The organism is Candidatus Thalassolituus haligoni, from assembly GCF_041222825.1.
Classification (GTDB): Bacteria; Pseudomonadota; Gammaproteobacteria; order Pseudomonadales; family Oceanobacteraceae; genus Oceanobacter; species Oceanobacter antarcticus.
In genome coordinates, this window is the sequence record NZ_CP139482.1 from 3,404,945 (window position 1) to 3,427,111 (window position 22,167).

Consider the following 22,167-nt stretch of genomic DNA (forward strand, 5'->3'; position numbering starts at 1 on the left):
CTCATCGCCAGCGTATGAAATCCACTGGCTGATCCGGAAAGTTTTACTGTAAATTTGACCAGTAGTTAAACACAATTTCCGGACAGCGCCAAGCCAGCAAATTATTTTTTACTGGATGTATTCACAGTTTTTATGCTTGCTCCAGCCAACGGGTCAAGCCCCTGATGGCATGTATAACCGCTTGCTGGCGTACGGCTGCACGGTCACCGTCAAAATGGCAACACTCGGCACTAATACGCCGATGGTTACCCCAGGCAAACCAGACAGTGCCCACAGGCTTGCCCGGAACCGAACCACCCGGCCCGGCGATGCCGCTGATAGACACCGCAACATCGGCACGGCTATGACTCACCGCACCGGCGACCATTTCCCGCACCGTCGCTTCACTGACTGCACCATCCACCACCAGCGTTTCTTTCGACACCCCCAGCAGCTGCATTTTGGCTTCGTTCGAATACGTCACAAACCCGCAGTCAAACCAGGCAGATGAACCTGGCAAGTCGGTACAAGCAGCCGCAACCCCACCCCCGGTACAGGACTCCGCAGTCGCCAGCCGCCAGTGGCGCAGCACAAGTTGATTGGCAAGGTCTTCCGTCAGGCTGTACAGGTTCATAGTTTTCTCCAGATGTCCCCTCCAGTGTAACGCTTTGCAAGATGCCTGGTTAGAGGTGATGAATCTGACGCTTTTGACGTCACTGGATGCCAGCGACAGGACGTTTGTGGCGACAATGCCAGAGTCTGTTGGAGTCTTGTTATTTTCACAACTCTGCCCTATCAATCAATGGTCTATCAATCAATGGCCTATCAAAGAGAGCCTGCTGTACGGTAAAAAAATAGCATAGGATCTTTGTATGTCGGATCCTTGTATGAGGTATGGCGGAAGACTCAGCTCCGGAGAGCTGATGTCTGGCTGTTAGCCGCTGCCGCAGAATTCCGCCGCAGGGTTTCCGAAGGCAGTTCGCCAATGTGCTGACGATAATAATGGGCAAAGCGGCCGGGGTTGGAGAAGCCGTATTTCATGGCTACCTCCGTGACATTACGCACGATACGGGGATTGGCATTCAAATCCTGGAATACGCATTCAATCTTGAGCTGGCGAATAAATTCACCGAGGGTACAACCCAGTGTCGCCTTTAGACGGTTATACAGAGTCCGGACACTGACCTGGCAGTACGCCGCCAGCTCAGAGACCTCCGGTTCATCAAGAATCGTTTCCAGTACGCGCTGGCGCAATTGATGTACCACACGATCTCCGATAGGCGTGTTAGCGATAAAACAATGACCCGGCTCCTGCCAGAGTTGCAGCACCAGGGCATAACACACCCGCAGCTGATAATAATGAATATGCTCGTGGAAATATCCGGGGCTGTACTGCGGCTTCGCCATATCCCGAACCAGGCGCTCAAGCTCTGGTGACCGACAAACGGGAATATCCTTGTGGCGGCCACTCCATAACCACCCCATCCCCATTGCCGCCTGTTTTAACTCCGCCACGGGTAGCATCAAAATACTGACAAAGCCGTCGCCGTCTGGTGCCAGCTGAATACGAGACCCCTCTGACACCACCAGAATGTCACCGGCTTGTAATTGGTACGACTTGCCAGAGCAAGACAACTGATGATTACCCGCATGGCTGACCAACAGCTGCACAACGCCCGAGGGGACGTGCCAGTGACAGGCCATACTGACCTGTTCAAGGGCAATCTGAACATGCTCCCCCAGCCGCTCAACCCGCACCGGTCGACGCACTTCCGCCACACTGTCTGGCAGTAGCCGACGTTGCTGCCCGCTCAAGACCCGACACGCTGCCCGTAGCCGCGATTCATCGCTGGGGGTATACCCCACCTCAACCGGATGGGCGGTAGCGTCCGCTATAAATGCCGTCATCAGTTCGCCCTACAGCGGCACAACCAGTACCGGACGTTTGCTGTTGTGCATTACCTTACTGGACGTATTCCCCAGCAAACTTTTCTGGTGACGAACCCCCATAACAATGACACTTGCGTCCATTTCATCAGCCACTGCCAGAATCGTTTTCCAGGGCGTTCCTTCCTCAATACGCACATCCAGCTGCCCCTGTTCCAGCATGGTCTCCGCTTCCAACTCCTCGCGGCAAAAACGCTCGACCCGATCCCGTACCTGCTGACGGATTTTCCCCAGACTGTCGTCGTGTAATGCCTGCAGTGAGGCATCTTCATGCATCATCGACTTCACCAAGCGCTCGGCATTACCACGCACCGGTTCCACCACATGAAGGAAGGTAATGTGGGAATGGTAACGCCCACACAAACTGACGGCGGTACGAAATGCCGGACGAGCGCCTTGCTGAATATCAGAGGCGTACAGAATTCGGGTGACTTCAGGCAACATAACAATCCCTCTCCGGTTAGCGGTACAAGAGTTCAGGCAGAATCAGCGAGATCGCCGGAATAAAGACAATCAGCGCCAGACGCACAATATCGGCACACCAGAAGGGTGTTACCCCTTTGAAAATGGTCGCCGGGTTCACATCGCGCAGTACCGCACTGAGTACAAACACATTCATCCCCACCGGCGGCGTAATAAGACTGATTTCCGTGACCACCACCACTACGATGCCAAACCACACCAGATCAAAGCCCAGGCTCTGTACCAGCGGATAAAAAATCGGCACCGTCAGCAACATCATCGACAAGCTCTCGAACACCATTCCAAGCACGATATAAATCGCCAGAATCACCAGAATCACCCCCATAGGGCCAATATCCAGCGAGGTCACCAGTGTCAGTAATTCATCCGGCAAACCGGCACGGTTGATAAAATCAGAGAAGATCAGCGCCCCAATCAGTACCGTAAACAGCATCGCACTGGTACGACCGGTGTCTGTCAGGGCATTAAACAAATCACCGAAACTGAGCGAGCGACGTGCCAGCGCAATCACAAAAGCACCGCCTGCACCCACACCTGCGGCTTCGGTTGGGGTGAACACTCCCAGATAAATCCCACCCATCACTACCGTAAACAGAATCAGTACACCCCAGACACCCCGCAAGGCATCCCAGCGTTCAGACCAGCTCATTTTCTCGCCACGCGGGCCTGACGACGGGTCACGCCAGACCACAAAACGCACCGCGCCCAAATACAACAGAATACCCAACAAGCCCGGCAAGAATCCGGCCGCAAACAACTCGCGAATACTCGACTCGGTCAACAGACCGTAAATCACCAGAATGACACTGGGAGGGATCAGAATCCCCAGCGTGCCACCAGCGGCAATCGACGCTGTTGCCAGTGAATCGGAATAGCCGAATTTACGCATCGGCGGCATCGCCACCTTGGCCATGGTGGCAGAGGTCGCCAGTGATGAACCACAAATCGCGGAAAAGCCGCCACAGGCCACCACCGTTGCCATGGACAGACCACCACGACGGTGCCCGAGAAAGGCATTGGAAGCCTGATACAACTCTTGCGACAACCCGGATTTGGTCACCAGATTGCCCATTAAAATAAACAGCGGAATGACCGACAGGCCATATTCCTGAGCGGTATCAATCACCCGGTTCGACGCCATCGACAAAGGCCCGGTCCAGCGAAAATCCATAAAATTATCAAAACCCAGGCCTTGCAATACGGCAAAACCGAAGAAACCTGTCAGGCCCATGGCAAACGCAATAGGCACTCGAATAAGAATGATCAATGCCAACAGGATGGCAAAGCCGATAAGAGCTTCAGTCATAAAACAATCCAGAAAAAGCGGAGAAATGGGTGGTCAGAGTGATCATCCAGAGTAATCAGGAAGGCTCTCTGGATTCAGTAAAGATCCGATACATACCGTAGGTCAGCATCAGCGCGGCGGTGATATAACTCATTACCGCGATATACTGGACAATGTAACCCACGGGCATTCCCAGATACTCGGTCACAACTTCGCGTCGAATCGAGCGCTCAGCCAGATCCATCATCCGACCCGCGAGGAAATACAGCGCACCGGACATCGCCAGCGCCGACAACATACCCAAGGCACAAATCAGCTTGCTACCCAGATAACGATCCAGAATATCCACCACCACATGACCACCGCGCCAGGTGATAATAGGCATCTCGGCGAACACCAACAGCGCAATACCCAGCTCCGTCAACTCAACCGCACCATCAACCGCGTTATTAAAAAAATAGCGACCAATCACATCAGCACAGGTCAGGCACATCAGGGCGAACAGCACCACAGCCGCAAAGGCTTCAAGAGCCAGGGCCAGCCAGGCGGCTGGTCCCTTTTCTTCGTAGTGCTCCGCCATAAAATCAGCGAAAGACATACTGTTACCTCACTGTGCAGGCTGATAGCTGCGGGCGATTTTGCGCAGTTCACGCAACGCTTCCGCAGCATTCACATCACGATCCTTCACCGACTCAATCCACTCCTGATCCATACCCTGTATCAGCTTTTCAAACTGGCGTGACATCAGATCCTTGGCAGAAACATGGACAATTTTCACCCCTGCCGCTTTGGCAGCCTGATACCCTTCGGCATCACCGGCATCCCAGGCACGACCGGCCATGGCCGACAGTTTTTCACCCGATACCGCCAGAATCGCTTTGCGGTCACGAGGCTCCAGGTCTTCCATAAATTCAGGGTTAACAAAAATCGAGAAGCTGCCCATGTACATGCCTTCTGGCAACACAGTGACATAGTTGGTGACTTCGTTCAGACGCAGCACCTTTTGCTCCATCATCGGCAGGAACACCCCGTCGATCACACCCTGCTGCAGCATCTCATAAACTTTGGGGGCCGGAGCACCTACCGCCGTGACATGCATACGCTCCGCCAGCACGCTCTGGACACCACCACCAACACGGATCTTCATGCCTTCCAGATCAGAAAAAGAATCGATCGGCTTCTTGGTATGAATATGGCCAGGGCCGTGGGTGAACATGCCGATCACTTCCAGACCGTCGAACTCATTCGCATCCTTCAGATATTTTTCATATACCCGCCACAAGGCCACCGACGCTGCTTCGGCACCCACACCCAAACCTGGTTGCTCGACAATCTGGGGCAGTTTGAACCGACCAGGAACATAACCGTGATAGCTGAAACTGGCATCGTAAACACCGTCTTCAACCAGTTGAAACAGCGTTTTTGGATGACCCGAGCTGTTCTCGATCTTGACCTTGACGCGGCCTTCCGTGGCTTCTTCCACCCACTTGGCCCAGGTTGGCCACACCACCGCGTTCTGGGCGTTGGTCGGCGGCAACCAGGTGCCCACACGTAAAATGGTTTCAGAATATGCCGGTGCGGTCATTGCTGCACCAGCAGCAAGAATCAGTACCGACATGGCAGATTTCAGACGATGTTTCATTGTTATCATTTTTCGGCCTCTTGAGATGTTCACTCCCCAAACACGTAAAGCGTCAAGCGCACGCCTTACTATCTCGTTGCAGGGGTATTTTTATTGTCATCTACCGCCCGTTTTAGACGGCAGGTTGGATATTTGCTGCGGCTCGACGCTGCAAATAACACGGGAAAACCACCTACTCATCTGCCCGGCAAAGCGCTCAGACAAACAGTGGATGGATGTTATTTTTATTAAACTTGAGCACTGGATCCAGTTCCGTCATTTCGAACGAAATCTGAACATAATGCGCGTCGGTCACCGGTTTCATCCAATCGCATAATATTTCGAACACCCGTTTGGCAACCGCCTGTTTGAGTTCCATATCACGGCCATGGCCGATCTTCAGACTCAGGTTCAGGTAGCCGAAATCCTCACGACCATCGGCCACCCGATAGTCGTAACAACGAATGGCACGACTGCGCACACCACCTATCGGGAACGCACCGGTCGATACCACGTATTCATGCAACGCCTTGAACAGCAGCTGAAAATCCAGCAACTCGTGCAAGTTGTCGGAATAGTCGACGACGAAATGCGGCATGGTTTACACGCCCCACTTCGGAATGTGATGAGAACCCATGCTGATACACACATTTTTGGGCTCACAGAATACTTCGAAGCTGTAGTCACCACCTTCACGACCGGTACCGGAACCTTTCACACCACCAAATGGCGTACGCAGGTCGCGGACGTTCTGGCTGTTCACAAACATCATCCCGGCTTCCACTGAACGGGCAATGCGATGCACCTTGCCCACATCCTGAGTCCACAGATACGAGGCCAGGCCGTAATCGTTGTCGTTGGCCATCGCCACAACATCGGCTTCGTCCCTGAACGGAATCAATACCGCCACTGGGCCAAAGATTTCTTCACGGGCAATACGCATGTTGTTCGTAACATCGCGGAACACGGTCGGGCGCACGAAATGACCGCCTTTCAGCTGATCCGGCAACTCATTCACCGGCTTTTCAGGGCCACCAGCAATCAGCGTGGCACCTTCTTCGATACCGATCTTGATATAGCCGGTGACCTTGTCCCAATGCCCCTGGCTGATCAGTGAACCGACTTTGGTGTCCATATCCATCGGGTCGCCCACTTTGATCTTGCTGGCACGGGCAGCAAAATCGTCACAGAAACGGTCGTAAATGCCTTCTTGTACAAAGATGCGCGAACCGGCGGTGCAGCGCTCACCGTTGATCGAGAAGATGCCAAACACCGCCGCATCTAACGCCCGCTCATAGTCGCAATCGTCAAACACCATCACCGGCGATTTGCCACCCAGCTCCATCGAAAACTTCTTCAGGCCAGCGTTGGCAATAATGTGCTTGCCGGTCGATGTACCACCCGTGAACGAAATCGCATTGACGTTAGGATCCGTAATCAACGCGTTGCCCGTGGTGCTGCCAAAACCATGCACCACATTAAACACACCCGCTGGTATACCGGCTTCAAGTGCCAGCTTTGCAAGGAAATCCGTGGTCAGCGGCGACAGCTCGGACTGCTTCATCACGGCCGTGTTGCCCAATGCCAGAGCGGGAGCAGTCTTCCAGGTGCCAGTCATAAACGGCACGTTCCATGGCGAAATCAACGCACACACACCGGTTGGCTGGTACAGGGTGTAATTCAGCATCTGGTCATCCATCGGGTAAGTATGACCATTCATTTGTTTGGCTTTTTCAGCAAAAAAATAGAAATTACTGGAAGCCCGTGGAATCAAGGCATTACGCGTCTGATACAGTGGCAAACCAGTGTCGGCAGTTTCCATCGCCGACAGTTCATCAACGTTGTCGGCAATCAGGTCACCCAGCTTCTCGATGATTTTTGAACGCTTCGCCACCGCCATATTGGCCCAGGCCGGAAAGGCATTTTTTGCCGCCTGGCACGCCGCTGCCACTTGCTCCGGCGTGGCATGAGCCACTTCTGCCAGCACTTCACCCGTGGCCGGATTCACAGTTTCAAACGTTTCCTTGCTCTCAACCCACTTGCCGTTAATCAGGTTCTTGATCATCTGTGTCTGCCTTTTCTTGTTTGCAACGAGCCGCTGACGACTCTGGTGTTCTACCGGTCAGCCAACCCAAGGTGAGCCGCAAACCAATTAATATATTAACCAATCTATTTAACATGTTAATCATTGTCAACAGACAGATGCCATCCAAATGTGTTTCAGGCACAAGTCGGTGCATGATTTTGCTGGTGTTCCTGTTGGTGTTCCTGTTGGTGTTCCTGTTGGTGTTGCTGGTGGTGTTGCTGGTGCTGTTGCTGGTGGTGTTGATGTTGCTGGTGGTGTTGATGTCGAGTGCCAGGCTCAAAATACACATCGTTTTTTTGCCATTCACCTCTTCCCCCTTTTATACCGGCACACTCCCAATCATCCCATTTTCCATACACAGCATACTAATTAACATATTAACTTATTGACATTTAGCGACCTGCTCGCAAAACTAGTTAACATGTAAACAAAAATAATGATCGACTGGCTTTTGGGCTTAGCGATCAAGCAGCCAGGCATGATTCGGCCTCGCCGCTATCTTTCAATTTATCTGGAGAACCCACCATGAGGCACAGCCGCATCCTGAAGGATGGCGTTGCAACCGACCTGGTCAGCGCTGTCAACAGCGATCAAGACATGACTTCCACCGAGTGGCTGGCAGCCACCACCGGCACCGTGTTCGGCATCGCACTGAACGACAAGGCGCTGTACGCCAAGCTGGAGCCATCGTTCCATGAAAAGCCTCATGTGAATCCGCCAACACGCCCGGTTCTGCACATTAAAACCGCCAACACCCACATTGGCTACGGCGCTGCCATCCCGGCTCCAGCTGATGGTGCACCCCTGTATGCAGGCCCGTCCCTTGGCATTGTGATTGGCAAGCAAGCCACTCGCGTGAGCGAAACAAACGCGCTGGAATTTGTCGGTGGCTACACCGTGGTTAACGAAGTGTCGCTGGCCGAAACCTCGTTCTACCGCCCGGCCGTCAAAGCCAAGTGCCGTGATGGCTTCTGCCCGATTGGCCCATGGGTTGTGGATGCTGCTGACGTTGCCACCCCCGCCGCACTGGCGATTCACACCTATATCAACGGTGAGCTGACGCATACCACTAGCACCGACCAGTTGCGGGCCGGTGTTGCTGAACTGGTGAGCTACCTGAGCAGCTTCATGACGCTGGAAGCCGGTGACCTGATCATTGCCGGAACCCCCGAACGCACGGAGCAGCTGGCATTAAAAGCCGGTGATACCGTCGCGATTGACATCGACACCATTGGCCGCCTGGAAAACTCAGTTGTTATTGAAAGCGTCAGTAAATCAAACAGCCAAGCGGAACGGGTTTAAGGGAGCAACGATATGAAACGCGCACGCATTCTGTTCAACGGCCAGGTCACGGCAGTTACCGTTAATGACAATAATGACGCTCTGCTGGCGGATGGCACGGTTATCACTGAAGCCGATGCCAACTGGCTGCCACCTTGCGACGGCAAGATGTTTGTTCTGGGTCTGAACTACGCAGACCACGCGGCCGAGCTGGCGTTCAAGGCACCAGAAGAGCCTCTGGTGTTCCTGAAAGGTCCCAACGCGCTGCTGGGCCACCGTAAAAACACCTATCGTCCAGACAACGTTGACTACATGCACTACGAGTGTGAGCTGGTTGCGGTGATTGGCAAAACCGCCAAAAACGTTTCCCGCGCAGACGCCATGGACTACATCGGTGGTTATACCGTCGGCAACGATTACGCCATCCGTGACTATCTGGAAAACTACTACCGCCCGAACCTGCGCGTTAAGAGCCGCGATACTTGCACGCCGCTTGGCCCTTACATCATTGATGCCGCTGAAGTTGCCGACCCGCACAATCTGGCCCTGCGCACCTATATTAACGGTGAGCTGAAGCAGGAAGGTTCAACCAAGGACATGGTATTCAATATCCCGTTCCTGGTGGAATACCTGAGCGCCATCATGACACTGGAAGAAGGCGACATGATCTTCACCGGCACTCCCGAAGGTCTGGCTGACGTGCAACCCGGCGACGAAATTGTGACCGAGGTCGAAGGCGTTGGCCGTCTGGTGAATCACATCATCAGCGAAAGTCAGTACCTGGAATCACTGTAAACCGATTGCCAAAAACATCGGCCGCAAGCGACCGCCGACCGGTTCGGACACGCCCCATCATAGAAGGGGCTGCCCCGAAGAACACGGCCCCCTCCCATTGCAGAGGGGGCTTGCCCCTGAATCACACGGCACACCGCCTTTAACAGGAGTAAGAAGCAGCCCTAAGCCGCTTCGATAAGAAAAATATGCTCTCAGACGACATCATCAAAGACTGCGCAGCCCAATTGCACCAGGCCGAAAAAGAGCGCCAGCAAATCCGCCAGCTGTCGCTTCAACACCCGGACATCACCATCCCGGATGCCTACAAAGTACAAAGCGAATGGCTGAAGCTGAAGCTGGCCGAAGGTCGCAAAATCATTGGCCATAAAATTGGCCTGACCTCGCGGGCCATGCAAATGTCCTCGCAAATTGACGAACCGGATTACGGTACTCTGCTCGACGACATGCTGTTTCAGGACGCCGCAGAGATCCCCACCGATCGCTTCATTGTGCCTCGCATCGAAGTCGAACTGGCCTTCATCCTGAAGGCCCCGCTGAGCGGCCCGAACTGCACCATCTTCGACGTTTACAACGCCACAGACTACGTGATTCCAGCACTGGAACTGATCGATGCCCGCTCGCAGTCCATTGACCCCGACTCCGGCCGTCCGCGTAAAGTATTCGACACCATTTCCGACAACGCCGCCAATGCCGGGATCATCCTCGGTGGTCGACCGATCAAACCGATGGATGTGGATCTGCGCCGAATCGGTGCCATCATGTACCGCAATGGCGTGATTGAAGAAACCGGTGTCGCCGCTGGCGTTTTGAACCACCCGGCCAACGGCGTCGCCTGGCTGGCCAACCGCTTGCATCCGTACGGCATCACACTGGAACCCGGCCAGATCATTCTGGGAGGTTCATTCACCCGTCCAGTGGCGGCGCGCCAGGGCGACACGTTTCAAGTGGATTACGGCGAACTGGGTTCGATTACTTGTTTCTTCAAATAACCGCCCCACATTCGACATGCGTTAGACTCAGGAGACAAGATGTCCGCTCCCATTAATACATTCAAACAGGCAATTCAGTCCGGTAACCAAGCCCAGATTGGCTTGTGGCTCGGGCTCGCCAACGCCTATACCGCCCAACTCTGCGCCGGGGCCGGTTTCGACTGGTTGTTAATAGACGCCGAACACGCCCCCAACGACCTGCAAACCATTTTGGGTCAACTGCAAGGCATGTCGGCCTTTCCGGTAACCCCCATCGTACGACCGGCCTGGCCGGATGCCGTGCGCATCAAACAGATCCTTGACCTCGGTGCCCAAACCGTACTGGCCCCCATGGTGGAATCCGGTGCACAAGCAGCCGAGGTGGTCGCCGCAACGCGCTACCCGCCTGCCGGTATTCGCGGAGTCGGCAGTGCCCTCGCTCGCGCCTCCGAGTTCAACCGTACTGCCGACTACCTGAAAACCGCCAACGACCAGATGTGCGTGCTGATCCAGATTGAAACCCCGCAAGGTGTGGCAGCGCTGGATGATATTCTGGCTGTCGAAGGGGTTGATGGCGTGTTTATTGGCCCGTCTGATCTGAGTGCCTCCATGGGCCACATCGGCAACCCGGCTCACCCGGATGTACAGGCGGTGATTGAAGCATCGCTGGCCAAAATCGTTGCCGCAGGCAAAGCACCCGGTATTCTTATTGCCGACAAAACCCTCGCCAAGCGCTACATTGAACAGGGAGCCTTGTTTGTCGGAGTCGGCACCGACACCGGTTTGTTAATGAAAGCCACCACCGACCTGGCAGCTGAATTCAAAAGCAGTGTTAACGCCATCAAGCAGGAAAAAGGCTCGGTGTATTAACCGCCGCGTCAGACCTCCGGCCTCAGAGCCGGATGTTCCCACGTAGAACGTGGGAACAAGAGGACACAATAAAAAAATCAACCAGAAGCAACTATGCCCGTTAATCACCTGAACGAATGGATTCCCAATATCGTTATCGGTCAGGACTACGACCGCCATTACGAAAATGCCAGTCTTCATTTCGATGTACTGGGCCGCATGGCAGATTTTTTTGGCCGTGATATGCCGGTGCACCTGCATGCCCGTTATTTGCAAATTCATTTTATTGAGGGGGGTGAAAGCCATTTTTACATCGACGACCAGGTCTACCACTGCCAGGGAGCCTGCTGTTTTTTAACCCCGCCGTCGGTACCCCACTCCTTTATGACCGAACCTGGCGTTACCGGTTACGTGCTGACGCTGCACGAGTCCCTGCTGTGGCAGCTGTTACACGATAGCCAGCACACACATCTGGAAGCGGAACGCGTGGTTCCCATCGGCATTGAACAACGCCAGCTTGACGCAGACGGTCAGCGTCAGTGGCAACGCCTGGCGCTCACACTGGAGTCAGTGCAAGATGAATGGAATCAACACAATAGCGATAAACGTTTTGCGCTCGAAACCTTGGTCAGGCTGTTGCTATTACAACTGCTGCGGCTCGCCCCTGCCGCCTCCCCGTCGCAAATAGTCAACAGCGAAGAGCTACGCCAGTTCCGCCGCTTTTCCGAGCTGATTGAACGGGAGTTTCGCCAACGCTGGCCGCTGATCAAATACTGCGATGCCATCGGCGTCTCTGAAAGCCATTTGAATCATATTTGCCAACGCGTCGCCAACTGCCCACCCAAACGCTTGATCCACGACCGCATGCTGCAAGAAAGCAAACGCCTGCTGCGCTATTCCAGCCATACCATCAACGATATTGGCTATCAGCTGGGCTTTACCGATCCATCCTATTTCTCACGTTTTTTCCGCAAACAGGCCGGAATCACCCCAAAAGGATTTCGCGAACAGGAACGTGACCTTGCATAAATGCCATTATTGACCGCCCGATATCGATCAACGCCTTCATTTTCATGCACTAACTTCATCATTCCTGCTGGCCAGTGTAGGATAGCCATTATTTATTTAACATCTTAAGAGACTCTCTTGAACCTCTCCCTGCCACCCTTTTGGCCGCCGGTTGCTGTTTCCGGTGTGTTGCTACTGCTGACCTGGGCGCTAACTCTGGCCGATACCCTGAACCTGATCGAAGCCACCAACCTGGCCACCCTGCTGGCGTGGGCATTTCTGGTGATTGAATTGCCACGGCTCAATCGCAAACAGCGGCTCCCCATTCTGATTCTGATCGCCGCCGGATTCGGATTTGCGCTCTGGGCCTGGAGTCGTGGCGGGGGTTTTGATCTGCTGCACATGATGCGAGAGCATCTGAAATTAGTCATGCTGCTGGCCGCCGTGAATTTTATTCGCCTCGCCACTCGCCTCTATCCCGGCGGTAAAAGCAGCGGCATACGCAGCTTTGGTCTGACGCTGGGTGGTATGCACCTGTTTTCGTCCGTTGCGAACTTCTCGTCGCTGGTGCTGATTGGTGACCAGATCCAGCGGGATGGCCGAATCAGCCCGCTGTCTTACATCTTATTGTCACGGGGGTTTTCGCTGGCGATTTTCTGGTCGCCATTTCTCAGCATGATCCCGCTGATTCTGGAACAAGTACCCGGCGTACAAATGCCGCAGGTCTACCCATGGGCCTTAACTCTGGTCGTTTTGGGTATGGCCGTCACCCTGATCGAAGCGAAACTGCGCTACGGTGACGAACTGGCAACGTATCAGGGTTATCCAATTCGGCCAGCCAGCCTGTTTCTTCCCGGTATTCTGATCGGCACCCTGTTAATCAGCCACCGGCTGTTCCCGAACACCCCCATGGTCGCCATTGTCTCTGCTGTCGCCGTGCTGATTCCCACCACACTGATGGGGTGGCGAAATGGCCTTGCCGGTGGCCTCGATACGCTGAAAAAACACATCACCACCCAGCTGCCTAACGGTCGTCCGGAAGTGTCTTTGTTTCTTGCTGCCGGTTTTCTCGCAGCCGGAGTCAAAGCCTGCATCAGCTCCGGGCTGATCAGCTTTCCGTTTGAACAAACCAGCGCCATGGTGGCTATTATCACTATGCTGGCCATCGTTATTATTGCCAGCCTCGGTGTCCACCAGTTTGCCCTGTTCGCCATCTTTGCCGGTCTGATGCACAACGTCACCGCTACCCCGACACTGATGGCCATTGCTTATATCATGGGGGTATCCCTGTCGATGTCGGGTAGTGTATTCAGCGGCCTGAACTTTATCGTGCAGGGCCAGTACCAGGTTGGTAATCGCGAGATCCTGCGTCACAACCTGCCCTACACCCTGCTGATGCTGCTACTCACCAGCCTGATATTGCTGGTGATGGAAGCAGCCGGTATACAATAAATACGGGCAGACACCGCCCGCCCAGACGATTCAGACAAGCACAACGGAAGCCCTTTTAATGCGCAAGTTCGACGACTCCATTCCACTCAAATTGCTCAAGTCACGCGAGTCCACCATGGCTTTTTTCAGGCCTATCCTGCAAGAAATCGGCCTCACAGAACAGCAATGGCGAGTGATTCGAGCCCTCAACGAATACGAGGAGCTGGAGTCCAAGCAGCTGGCTGAACTGTGCTGTATTCTCAGCCCCAGTCTCACTGGCATCATCAACCGACTCGAAGCACAAGATTATCTCCGCCGCCGCAAGTCCACCGAAGACCAGCGCCGGATCCTGATCAGCCTGACCGAAAAAGCCAAAACCATGTTTGCCAACGCCAGCCCACGAATGGAAGGACTCTATGCTGAAATGACCAGCCAGCTGTCACCACAAAAGATGGATTTGCTGAAAGAGCTGCTGGATGAAATCATCAAACTTGAACCTTGAATCTCTCCCGGCATGCCGTTGTCGTCCCTCCCCGACAGCTCGGGGCCCTGGCACGCAAACACTCTTCGCGGCTAACAACGCCTCAGCCAGCAAAAGCTGACCTGCCTCAAGCCCTGGACTGATTTACCTCAAGGCTCGTTCACTCCAGCCAGGATGCTCCATTGACATTAGATAACATGTTAATTATATTTTTACTTAACATGTTAATATTTAGTGATCACTTAGCCGCATGGATAACCATACCCTCCATGCTCCCGACCAAAAGCCGGTCTGCCGTCGGGACAAGCCAATTCTGTCTAACAACGATAAAAAGGTGACGACCATGGGCGAAATGACCCTTGCTGCAAAAGTGACTCATGTACCTACCATGCTGCTGTCGGAGCAGCCTGGCAAACTGGAAGGCTGCCGCCAGCCCGCCATTGATGGCCACCGTGAGCTGGGGCGTCGTGCCCGTGCTGCCGGTGTCGATACCGTGGTGATTCTGGACACCCACTGGCTGGTCAACGCCGGGTTCCACATTAACAGCAACAAACATTTTGAAGGCGTGTACACCAGCCACGAGTTTCCGCACTTTATCCAGAACCTTGAATACAGCCATCCTGGTGCACCGGCGCTGGGGGATGCAATTGCCGCCAAGGCGACGGAAAAAGGGGTGCATACTCTGTCGCACCAGGTGCCAACGCTGGATCTGGAATACGGCACGCTGGTGCCACTGAAATTTATGGATCCGGATTCGCAATTCAAGGTGGTGTCGGTAGCAGCCTGGTGCACCGTTCATAATCTCAACGACTCCCGCGTACTGGGCGAAGCCATCGCCGCAGCAATCAAGGAGTACGACGGCAAGGTCATGGTGGTTGCCTCTGGTTCGCTGTCGCACCAGATCTGGGAAAACGAACTGTACGAAGCCAACAACGGCACCTTCACCATCTCCCGCGAGTTTCACAAGCAGGTTGACCTGCGGGTACTGCAACTGTGGGAGCAAGGCAAGTACGCCACGTTCCTGAAGATGCTGCCGGAATACGCCAAATTCTGTTCTGGCGAAGGCGGTATGCACGACACTGCCATGCTGTTTGGTGCCCTGGGTTGGGACAAGTACCAGGGCAAGGCCGAAGTACTGACCCCCTATTTCGAAAGCTCCGGCACCGGTCAGACCAACGTCCAGTTCCATGTATAGACACGACGCTTTATGAGCGTGACCCACTCGCTCGACGAGCGGAGCCGCGACTCCGCTCTGGCCATGTTACAGGCTGCCCGGCTCAAGGCCGGAGAGCTTGGCGTGGCCGTTTGTATTTGTATTGTCAGCCCCCAAGGAGTGCCATTGGCGAGTTACCATCCGGGACTCGGGTGGTGGGTGTTGTCGGCATATCGGGGGCAACCGTAGAACACGATATTCAATGTGCAGAAGCGGCCATCTCAGCGCTGGGCCAGGCCGCCCTGAAAGACCAATAAACTCAACACAGAAGGTTTACCATGCTGCAGGCATCCTACCCCTATTACCTGGCCAACGAGCCAATGGCTCCGAACCAGGATCTGGAAGTAAAAAACAAATACACCGGCGAAGTAGCCACCCGCGTCGCCATGGCTGACGTTGACGCCATCGATAAAGCCATTGCGGCGGCGGTTGAAGCCACCGAACCCATGCGCAAGATGCCAGCCTACAAGCGCCAGGAAATCATTTACCACTGCGTCCGTCGTTTTGAACAACGCTTTGAAGAAATCGCCCAGGCCCTGTGCCTGGAAGCAGGCAAGCCAATCAAGGATGCTCGCGGTGAAGTGACCCGTTTGATCGACACCTTCAAGATCGCCGCCGAAGAAGCCACCCGTATTTACGGTGAAGTAATCCCGATGGACATAACCCCGCGCGCCAAAGGCTACAGCGGTCAATGGAAACGCGTGCCGATTGGCCCCTGTTCGTTTATTTCGCCGTTCAACTTCCCGCTGAACCTGGCGGCCCACAAAGTGGCCCCGGCACTGGCAGCGGGTTGTCCGTTTGTACTCAAACCCGCCTCCCTGACCCCTGTTGGCGCACTGATTATCGGTGAAATTCTGGCCGAGACCGACCTGCCCAAAGGCGCGTTCTCGATTCTGCCGTGTCACCGCGATGGCGCTGACCTGTTCACCACCGACGAGCGCCTCAAGCTACTGAGTTTCACCGGTTCGCCGGAAGTTGGCTGGGCATTGAAAGCCAAAGCCGGCAAAAAACCCGTAGTACTGGAACTGGGTGGCAACGCCGCCTGTATCGTTGACGAAGGCACCGACCTTGACGATGCCGTGACGCGTATTGTGTTTGGTGCTTATTACCAGTCTGGCCAGAGCTGTATTTCGGTGCAGCGCATCATGGTGCACGACAGCCTGTACGACGATACCAAAGCCCGTCTGGCCAAGGCCGTTGGCGCACTGGTACACGGCGACCCCGCCGATGAAAACACCTTTATCGGCCCGATGATTTCCGAGAAAGAAGCCATCCGACTGCACACCTGGGTAGAAGAAGCCAAAGAAGGCGGCGCCACCGTACTCTGTGGCGGCGAGCGCGACGGTGCCATGTTGCAAGCCACACTGCTGTGTGACGTCACAGCCGAGATGAACGTCAACACCCAAGAAGCCTTCGGCCCGGTCGCCATCCTGAGCAAATTCAGCAACTTCGATGACGCGCTGAAAGAAGTCAATAACTCCGACTTCGGCCTGCAAGCGGGCATTTTCACCAAAGACATCTACAAAGCACAGAAAGCCTGGGACGAACTGGACGTCGGCGGTGTCGTCATTGGTGATGTCCCGAGCTGGCGAGTCGACCACATGCCTTACGGCGGTGTGAAAGACTCCGGCATTGGCCGTGAAGGCGTGCGGTATGCCATCGAAGACATGACCGAAATCCGCTTGATGGTACTGCGCAACCCGAACACGTAAGCGTCGGTTGCACCGCCGTTCCCACACTCAGCGTGGGAACGGCTTTTGGGTCACCAAACCATACGAGGAACACGTTTGAACAAACCCCACGTCCCCATGCCGCTGCTCTCTACCGTGGCGCTGGCAAGCCCGCTGGCACTGAACCTGTTCGTGCCCGCCATGCCAGATGCAGCGCGGGATCTGGGTGTGGACATCAACACCATTCAGCTGACGTTTACCGCCTACCTGCTGACCCTGGCCATTGGCCAGCTGATCTCCGGGCCGCTGGCGGATTACTTCGGCCGCAAACCGGTGTTGTTATGGGGCTTGGCATTACATGTGGCTGGCAGTGTCTTAGCCGCGAGCGCCAACGATATCACCCTGCTGATTGCCGGACGGATGTTACAGGCACTGGGCGGCAGTACCGCCATGTCGCTGGCGCGCACTATCATTGTCGATGTACACGGCCGTCAGGGCGCAGCCGGAAAAATGGGGTATATGGTGATGTCGATTGCCATCGCCCAGTCCATCGCCCCCACGCTGGGTGGCTTTCTCAACCTCTGGTTTGGCTGGAGCAGCACCTTCTTACTGCCGTTGGTGATTGGCACCGGCGTAGCACTGGCTGCCGTAAAATGGTTACCAGAAACCTGCCAGCAAAAAAGTGATGGTCTGCGCATAGGACGAGTGTTAGTTCAGTATCGACAGGTACTGAGCTCTTCGGAATACCTCGGCTACGCCCTCTCCACCACGTTTATCGCTACAGTGTTTTACATGTTTATGGGCAGTTCGCCCTACATCGTCGTGGATCAACTGGGTGGCAACTCGGCCCAGTTTGGCAGCTGGTTTTTAGCTGTATCACTGGCCTTTATGACGGGCAGCTTGCTGTCGACCCGGCTGGCGCAAACGCTCAACATCGATCGTATGGTCATGCTCGGTAACAGCCTGTCGTTACTGGGCACGTTATTACTGCTGTGGTTCGCCCTGCAACACCAACTCAGCCTCTGGACGCTGTTTGCGCCAATGTCGGTAGTCACTCTCGGCCGTGGCCTCAGCCAGCCCAACGCTCAATCGGGCGCCATAGCCTGCGCCCTGAGCTTTCCCAATACCGCCGCCGGAACCGCGTCAGGGCTCATGGGTTTTATACAACTACTTACCGGTGCCGTGATGGCCCAAATCACCCCTTGGCTCATGCATCAGGGACTGATCGTATTAATGGGCTGCATGGTCGCTGCTCCCGTTCTGGCAATGGCCTGCCACAGCTATTCCTGGCTCAAGCGACAACGACCGGCTGTCGCTGAAGCCAATTTATAACAACACAGACTCCGCCAATGCCATACTGATGGCGTGGCTGTCACACCACGAGGATAACAACAATGGGCACACTCGCACTCGCAGCAAAAATCACCCACGTCCCCTCCATGTACCTGTCGGAACTGGATGGCCCGCGTAAAGGTTGTCGCCAGGCCGCCATCGACGGCCATATCGAAATCGACCGCCGCTGCCGTGAGCTGGGGGTCGATACCATCGTCGTATTCGACACCCACTGGCTGGTCAACGCCGGTTACCACATTAACTGCGCACCGCACTGGTCAGGCACCTATACCAGCAACGAACTGCCGCACTTTATCAGCAACATGGAATACGATCTGTACGGCAACCCGGAGCTGGGCAACCTGCTGGCCAAGGTCTGCAACGAGCACGGCATAGACGCACTGGCGCACGACAACACCACCCTGGCACCGGAATACGGCACCCTGGTACCGATGCGCTATATGAACAAAGACAACCACTACAAGGTCATCTGTATTTCAGCTCTGTGCCAGGTTCACTACCTCAACGACAGTGCCCGTCTCGGCTGGGCATTGCGGGAAGCGATTGAAAAATATTACGACGGCACCGTCGCCATTCTGGCCTCCGGCTCGCTGTCGCACCGCTTCGCCCAGAACGGCCAGGCACCGGATTTCTCCAATAAAACATGGAGCCCGCTGCTGGAAACCATCGACCACGATGTGGTAAAAATGTGGCAAAACGGCGACTGGAAAACCTTCTGCGACATGCTGCCAGAATACGCTGCCAAAGGTCATGGTGAAGGCTTTATGCACGACACTGCCATGCTGCTCGGCGCGCTGGGCTGGTCGGACTACGACGGCAAGGTCGAAGTCATCACTCCCTACTTCGGCAGCTCCGGCACAGGCCAGATCAATGCCATCTTCCCGGTTACTCCACAAACAGGTGAAGCAGTACCTGGGCCACAGGCTTCGAAGATGGAAGAACTGGTATACGGCGAAAGCCGCTTGTAATTGAGCCGGTAATAGCGCACCTGACGTCGGGAAACACCGGCGTCGGGTGGGAGTCTGGGATCTTGGAGCCAGAACAGCCCTGCAAGGGCTGCCCAGTATCCTGACAATCAGCTTCCTGCTTTCGGGGTTATCGCCCGGTCATGAATCCATTTTCGCACAATATTGATCGCCGCATTGGCATCCGCGTGCATCACATGACCACATCCCACCATCACACAGTGATAACGGCTTTGCGTCGTATCCCGAGACCTCAACGAATCCGGCGCACGGCGTAACTGGAATTTCACCTGTTTAAATGCCTCATCACGATTCAGCTTTTTGTTAGCCAAAGGCTGGTCAAACGGAGCACGAATATTCTGGCGACGATAGTGTTTCGGGTTAGCTTGCTTACGAGTCATTAGTTGAAGTTGGTGCGCACCCAAATCAAGAATACCCTCGCCATCCGTCCTCAGCGTTCTGTGTTCTTTATAAGCCACTTCCAGTAACTGATATGGATTATAACCGCACTCGGAACACACCTGACTGCCAGGATACAACAGCAAATCCCGTATTTTGTATTTGGGTTCACCGGAGCGCATTTTTTTATCCCCCTCCCGCACTGTTTCGGTCACTCCTGGATCCACCCATTGCTCGGCACCACACCAAAAGTGTTTACGAGCCGTCTTATGAGCATCCGTACCCGAGTAGGTGTACAAATTCAGCACCTTGTCATACACCAACTGCAACTGCTTGGCGCCACTGGCCAGGTTTCGCACTGAACTCTCCAGAATCGGAACACCATGAAACCGGTGCATCAAAGAATTAATAACATGTGCGGTATCACCCACTACGTTTTCACGTAATTGCATCAGCGATGCATCAAAACGCTGGGTAAATTTTTGCCGGGGCTGAACCAGTTTACGATGCTGCTTAACACGAGAGAGCAGTCGTACCGGATAGCTCTGTCAGTGTTTATCAATGAAGTGGTATTTCACTTCATTTCTTTCGCGAAGAAAGCAGAAGCCTTTTTTAAAATCTCTTTCTCCATACGCAAGATTTTGACTTCCTGACGAAGCCGTTTCTGCTCTTCCAATTCAGTTTCCGCAGGCTTCGATTCACTGGCTGATTGCGCCTGTTTTTCCTTCCACCGGTAGAGCAAATTGGTGGCTATCCCCAGAGACTTGGCGGCCTCTGGAACGGAGTAACCTTGTTCGGTCACGAGAGCAACGGCTTCTTCCTTAAATTCTTGCGGGTACTGCTTGTAACTGCGTTTCTGGCTCATGGTTGGCACCTCTGTTGGCGAAGAGTTTATCTCTTCTTGAGGTGTCCGGAATATTCAACCAGAACAGTCACGCCAATAGGGTAACCAGGACATATCCAGGACATATATAGACGCTCCCCACTTCTTGATATGTATGATTGATATATATGACGTAGTACGGCAACGTACTACAAACTGAAGCCATCATGCCAGCATCATTCAACAAACTGCTGATGGTGATAAAAGCTCGGCAGGGCTGGTGGGCGGGGCTTGCGTCCCGCACGCTCAGACATCAATGTCGGCACCCTCCATCGTCAAACCGATGGTAATACTTGCAGTATCTGCTGATGCAATTCTGGCAGGTCACGCTGAAGCGTATTCCAGACAATCTCAAGGTCCACCTTATGGTATCCGTGAGAGACCCGATTGCGCATGGTGTACATCACCTGCCAGGGGATATCGGCGTGTACCTCTGCAAACTCAGAAGATACACGTAAAATGTTATTGGATGCTTCGCCGATAACTTCAATATTGCGAATAACCGCATCCTGCACCAGTTCATTATTCAGAAAGGCCACTTCATCCATATCGGCAGTGTAACGGTCGATACGTTCAATGGCCTTGAGAATGTGCCCAAGGTAATCAGGCACCCTCAGTTCCTTATTCATACCGGCATGGCCTCAGAGAGAACCTGACTCCGAAACGCATCCGGCAGGGATCGTGGCGTCAGCACATCCACCGATACCCCCAACAGGTTTTGCAACTCCAGCTGGATGGCAGCTACATCCATCAGCGTTGTGTCGGGTGTCGGATCAATGAGAATATCGAGGTCGCTGTTATCGGTGTCCTGACCGCTCAGCACAGAGCCGAACACTCGCGCATTGCTCGCGTGATAAGCCTCCACTACCCGCCGAATCACGGCCCGATTCAATTCCAATGCTTCAGAGGGTTTCATATCTTCTTCTCTTCATAGCAAATCTGCTGTGGATTATGATGCCAACGGAGGGTGCTGGCCAGCATAGACCCGATTCGATTCCACAACAGGAACCGAACCTGCCCACATCCATTGAACTTACTGGAGTATCCGAACGGATACCCCAAAAATCGCCCCCGGTCTTCAACCCCTGCCCGCTTTCTCAATCGCCGGAATCACTTTGCCCGTAAGCTGCTATCGGCAGACTTTTGCACGACAACCCGGATCACCCAAATCAGCATTTCGCCTGATTTTATTTCATCCCGACAGAGCCATACTGATCGGAATCCCCGGAAGGAACCGATCATGCCGAAGCCTCGCAAGCAACGTGTGTCACTGGATGCAACGCCCTGGTATCACTGCGTTTCCCTCTGTGTGCGTCGGGCGTTGTTGTGCGGCACCGATCAGGCGTCGAGCAACGGCTACGAGCCCCGGCGTTGCTGGCAGGAGGAGCGTATTCTGGCGCTGCCAGAGATCTTTGCAGAGCGTAGATGTAATAACGTATTACATTAATCAAGTGATGTATTACCCCGGCC

The 22,167-nt window shown here is 54.4% G+C and carries 26 protein-coding genes; 14 read left to right on the forward strand and 12 right to left on the reverse strand.

Annotated features, from left to right (window positions below; translation table 11 throughout):
- Positions 1–130 precede the first annotated feature (130 nt).
- The 8 genes from SOJ49_RS15250 to hpaE form a co-directional block, all read right to left on the reverse strand.
- Positions 131–613: a CinA family protein gene (locus SOJ49_RS15250; RefSeq protein ID WP_369855348.1), complete on the reverse strand. Its 483-nt coding sequence runs from the start codon at positions 611–613 to the stop codon at positions 131–133.
- Positions 614–885: 272 nt separating this feature from the next.
- Entirely contained in the window at positions 886–1,887 is a 1,002-nt protein-coding gene (locus SOJ49_RS15255) for a helix-turn-helix domain-containing protein (protein ID WP_369855349.1), read from the reverse strand.
- A 9-nt stretch (positions 1,888–1,896) separates the two neighbouring features.
- Positions 1,897–2,370, reverse strand: coding sequence for a universal stress protein (locus tag SOJ49_RS15260; protein ID WP_369855350.1), 474 nt, complete (start codon positions 2,368–2,370; stop codon positions 1,897–1,899).
- A gap of 16 nt (positions 2,371–2,386) precedes the next feature.
- Positions 2,387–3,715, reverse strand: coding sequence for a TRAP transporter large permease (locus tag SOJ49_RS15265; protein ID WP_369855351.1), 1,329 nt, complete (start codon positions 3,713–3,715; stop codon positions 2,387–2,389).
- Positions 3,716–3,770: 55 nt separating this feature from the next.
- Entirely contained in the window at positions 3,771–4,292 is a 522-nt protein-coding gene (locus SOJ49_RS15270; RefSeq protein WP_369855352.1) for a TRAP transporter small permease, read from the reverse strand.
- Positions 4,293–4,301: 9 nt separating this feature from the next.
- A complete protein-coding gene (locus tag SOJ49_RS15275) occupies positions 4,302–5,345 on the reverse strand; it encodes a TRAP transporter substrate-binding protein (RefSeq protein ID WP_369855353.1) in 1,044 nt (347 codons plus the stop codon).
- Positions 5,346–5,532: 187 nt separating this feature from the next.
- On the reverse strand, positions 5,533–5,913 hold the full coding sequence (locus SOJ49_RS15280; RefSeq protein ID WP_369855354.1) for a 5-carboxymethyl-2-hydroxymuconate Delta-isomerase: 381 nt from the start codon (positions 5,911–5,913) through the stop codon (positions 5,533–5,535).
- Between the two features lie 3 nt (positions 5,914–5,916).
- Positions 5,917–7,380: a 5-carboxymethyl-2-hydroxymuconate semialdehyde dehydrogenase gene (hpaE, locus tag SOJ49_RS15285; RefSeq protein WP_369855355.1), complete on the reverse strand. Its 1,464-nt coding sequence runs from the start codon at positions 7,378–7,380 to the stop codon at positions 5,917–5,919.
- A gap of 169 nt (positions 7,381–7,549) precedes the next feature.
- Between hpaE and SOJ49_RS15290 the strand changes: the two genes are divergently transcribed.
- The 13 genes from SOJ49_RS15290 to hpaD (SOJ49_RS15350) all read left to right on the forward strand — a co-directional run bounded on the left by SOJ49_RS15290 (position 7,550) and on the right by hpaD (SOJ49_RS15350) (position 19,418).
- On the forward strand, positions 7,550–7,774 hold the full coding sequence (locus tag SOJ49_RS15290) for a hypothetical protein (protein ID WP_369855356.1): 225 nt from the start codon (positions 7,550–7,552) through the stop codon (positions 7,772–7,774).
- Positions 7,775–7,926: 152 nt separating this feature from the next.
- A complete protein-coding gene (locus SOJ49_RS15295; RefSeq protein ID WP_369855357.1) occupies positions 7,927–8,703 on the forward strand; it encodes a fumarylacetoacetate hydrolase family protein in 777 nt (258 codons plus the stop codon).
- A gap of 12 nt (positions 8,704–8,715) precedes the next feature.
- The gene (locus SOJ49_RS15300; protein ID WP_369855358.1) at positions 8,716–9,477 is read left to right on the forward strand and encodes a fumarylacetoacetate hydrolase family protein; all 762 of its coding nucleotides are present in this window, start codon (positions 8,716–8,718) and stop codon (positions 9,475–9,477) included.
- Between the two features lie 185 nt (positions 9,478–9,662).
- Entirely contained in the window at positions 9,663–10,466 is an 804-nt protein-coding gene (gene hpaH / locus SOJ49_RS15305) for a 2-oxo-hept-4-ene-1,7-dioate hydratase (protein ID WP_369855359.1), read from the forward strand.
- A gap of 39 nt (positions 10,467–10,505) precedes the next feature.
- On the forward strand, positions 10,506–11,315 hold the full coding sequence (gene hpaI / locus SOJ49_RS15310) for a 4-hydroxy-2-oxoheptanedioate aldolase (protein ID WP_369855360.1): 810 nt from the start codon (positions 10,506–10,508) through the stop codon (positions 11,313–11,315).
- Between the two features lie 93 nt (positions 11,316–11,408).
- On the forward strand, positions 11,409–12,323 hold the full coding sequence (gene hpaA / locus SOJ49_RS15315) for a 4-hydroxyphenylacetate catabolism regulatory protein HpaA (protein WP_369855361.1): 915 nt from the start codon (positions 11,409–11,411) through the stop codon (positions 12,321–12,323).
- Positions 12,324–12,440: 117 nt separating this feature from the next.
- On the forward strand, positions 12,441–13,754 hold the full coding sequence (locus SOJ49_RS15320) for a hypothetical protein (protein WP_369855362.1): 1,314 nt from the start codon (positions 12,441–12,443) through the stop codon (positions 13,752–13,754).
- A gap of 58 nt (positions 13,755–13,812) precedes the next feature.
- A complete protein-coding gene (gene hpaR / locus SOJ49_RS15325) occupies positions 13,813–14,235 on the forward strand; it encodes a homoprotocatechuate degradation operon regulator HpaR (protein WP_369855363.1) in 423 nt (140 codons plus the stop codon).
- A 322-nt stretch (positions 14,236–14,557) separates the two neighbouring features.
- A complete protein-coding gene (gene hpaD, locus SOJ49_RS15330) occupies positions 14,558–15,409 on the forward strand; it encodes a 3,4-dihydroxyphenylacetate 2,3-dioxygenase (protein WP_369855364.1) in 852 nt (283 codons plus the stop codon).
- Positions 15,410–15,421: 12 nt separating this feature from the next.
- Positions 15,422–15,616, forward strand: a complete 195-nt coding sequence (locus SOJ49_RS15335) for a hypothetical protein (RefSeq protein ID WP_369855365.1) — start codon at positions 15,422–15,424, stop codon at positions 15,614–15,616.
- An 89-nt stretch (positions 15,617–15,705) separates the two neighbouring features.
- On the forward strand, positions 15,706–17,139 hold the full coding sequence (locus tag SOJ49_RS15340) for an aldehyde dehydrogenase family protein (protein WP_369855366.1): 1,434 nt from the start codon (positions 15,706–15,708) through the stop codon (positions 17,137–17,139).
- Between the two features lie 75 nt (positions 17,140–17,214).
- Complete coding sequence (locus SOJ49_RS15345) at positions 17,215–18,429, forward strand: multidrug effflux MFS transporter (protein WP_369855367.1); 1,215 nt, start codon at positions 17,215–17,217, stop codon at positions 18,427–18,429.
- Between the two features lie 62 nt (positions 18,430–18,491).
- Positions 18,492–19,418, forward strand: coding sequence for a 3,4-dihydroxyphenylacetate 2,3-dioxygenase (gene hpaD, locus SOJ49_RS15350; protein WP_369855368.1), 927 nt, complete (start codon positions 18,492–18,494; stop codon positions 19,416–19,418).
- A 107-nt stretch (positions 19,419–19,525) separates the two neighbouring features.
- Here hpaD (SOJ49_RS15350) and cas12c read toward each other — a convergent pair whose 3' ends face one another.
- From cas12c to SOJ49_RS15370, 4 genes are all read right to left on the reverse strand, one after another.
- Positions 19,526–20,344, reverse strand: coding sequence for a type V CRISPR-associated protein Cas12c (gene cas12c, locus SOJ49_RS15355; protein WP_369858080.1), 819 nt, complete (start codon positions 20,342–20,344; stop codon positions 19,526–19,528).
- 44 nt (positions 20,345–20,388) lie between these two features.
- On the reverse strand, positions 20,389–20,679 hold the full coding sequence (locus SOJ49_RS15360) for a transposase (protein WP_369855369.1): 291 nt from the start codon (positions 20,677–20,679) through the stop codon (positions 20,389–20,391).
- 293 nt (positions 20,680–20,972) lie between these two features.
- Complete coding sequence (locus SOJ49_RS15365) at positions 20,973–21,326, reverse strand: DUF86 domain-containing protein (RefSeq protein WP_369855370.1); 354 nt, start codon at positions 21,324–21,326, stop codon at positions 20,973–20,975.
- Positions 21,323–21,613, reverse strand: coding sequence for a nucleotidyltransferase family protein (locus tag SOJ49_RS15370; protein ID WP_369855371.1), 291 nt, complete (start codon positions 21,611–21,613; stop codon positions 21,323–21,325). The genes SOJ49_RS15365 and SOJ49_RS15370 overlap by 4 nt, the downstream gene beginning before the upstream one ends.
- A gap of 324 nt (positions 21,614–21,937) precedes the next feature.
- Between SOJ49_RS15370 and SOJ49_RS15375 the strand changes: the two genes are divergently transcribed.
- A complete protein-coding gene (locus SOJ49_RS15375) occupies positions 21,938–22,144 on the forward strand; it encodes a Type I secretion system protein TolC (RefSeq protein ID WP_369855372.1) in 207 nt (68 codons plus the stop codon).
- The last annotated feature ends 23 nt before the right edge of the window (positions 22,145–22,167 follow it).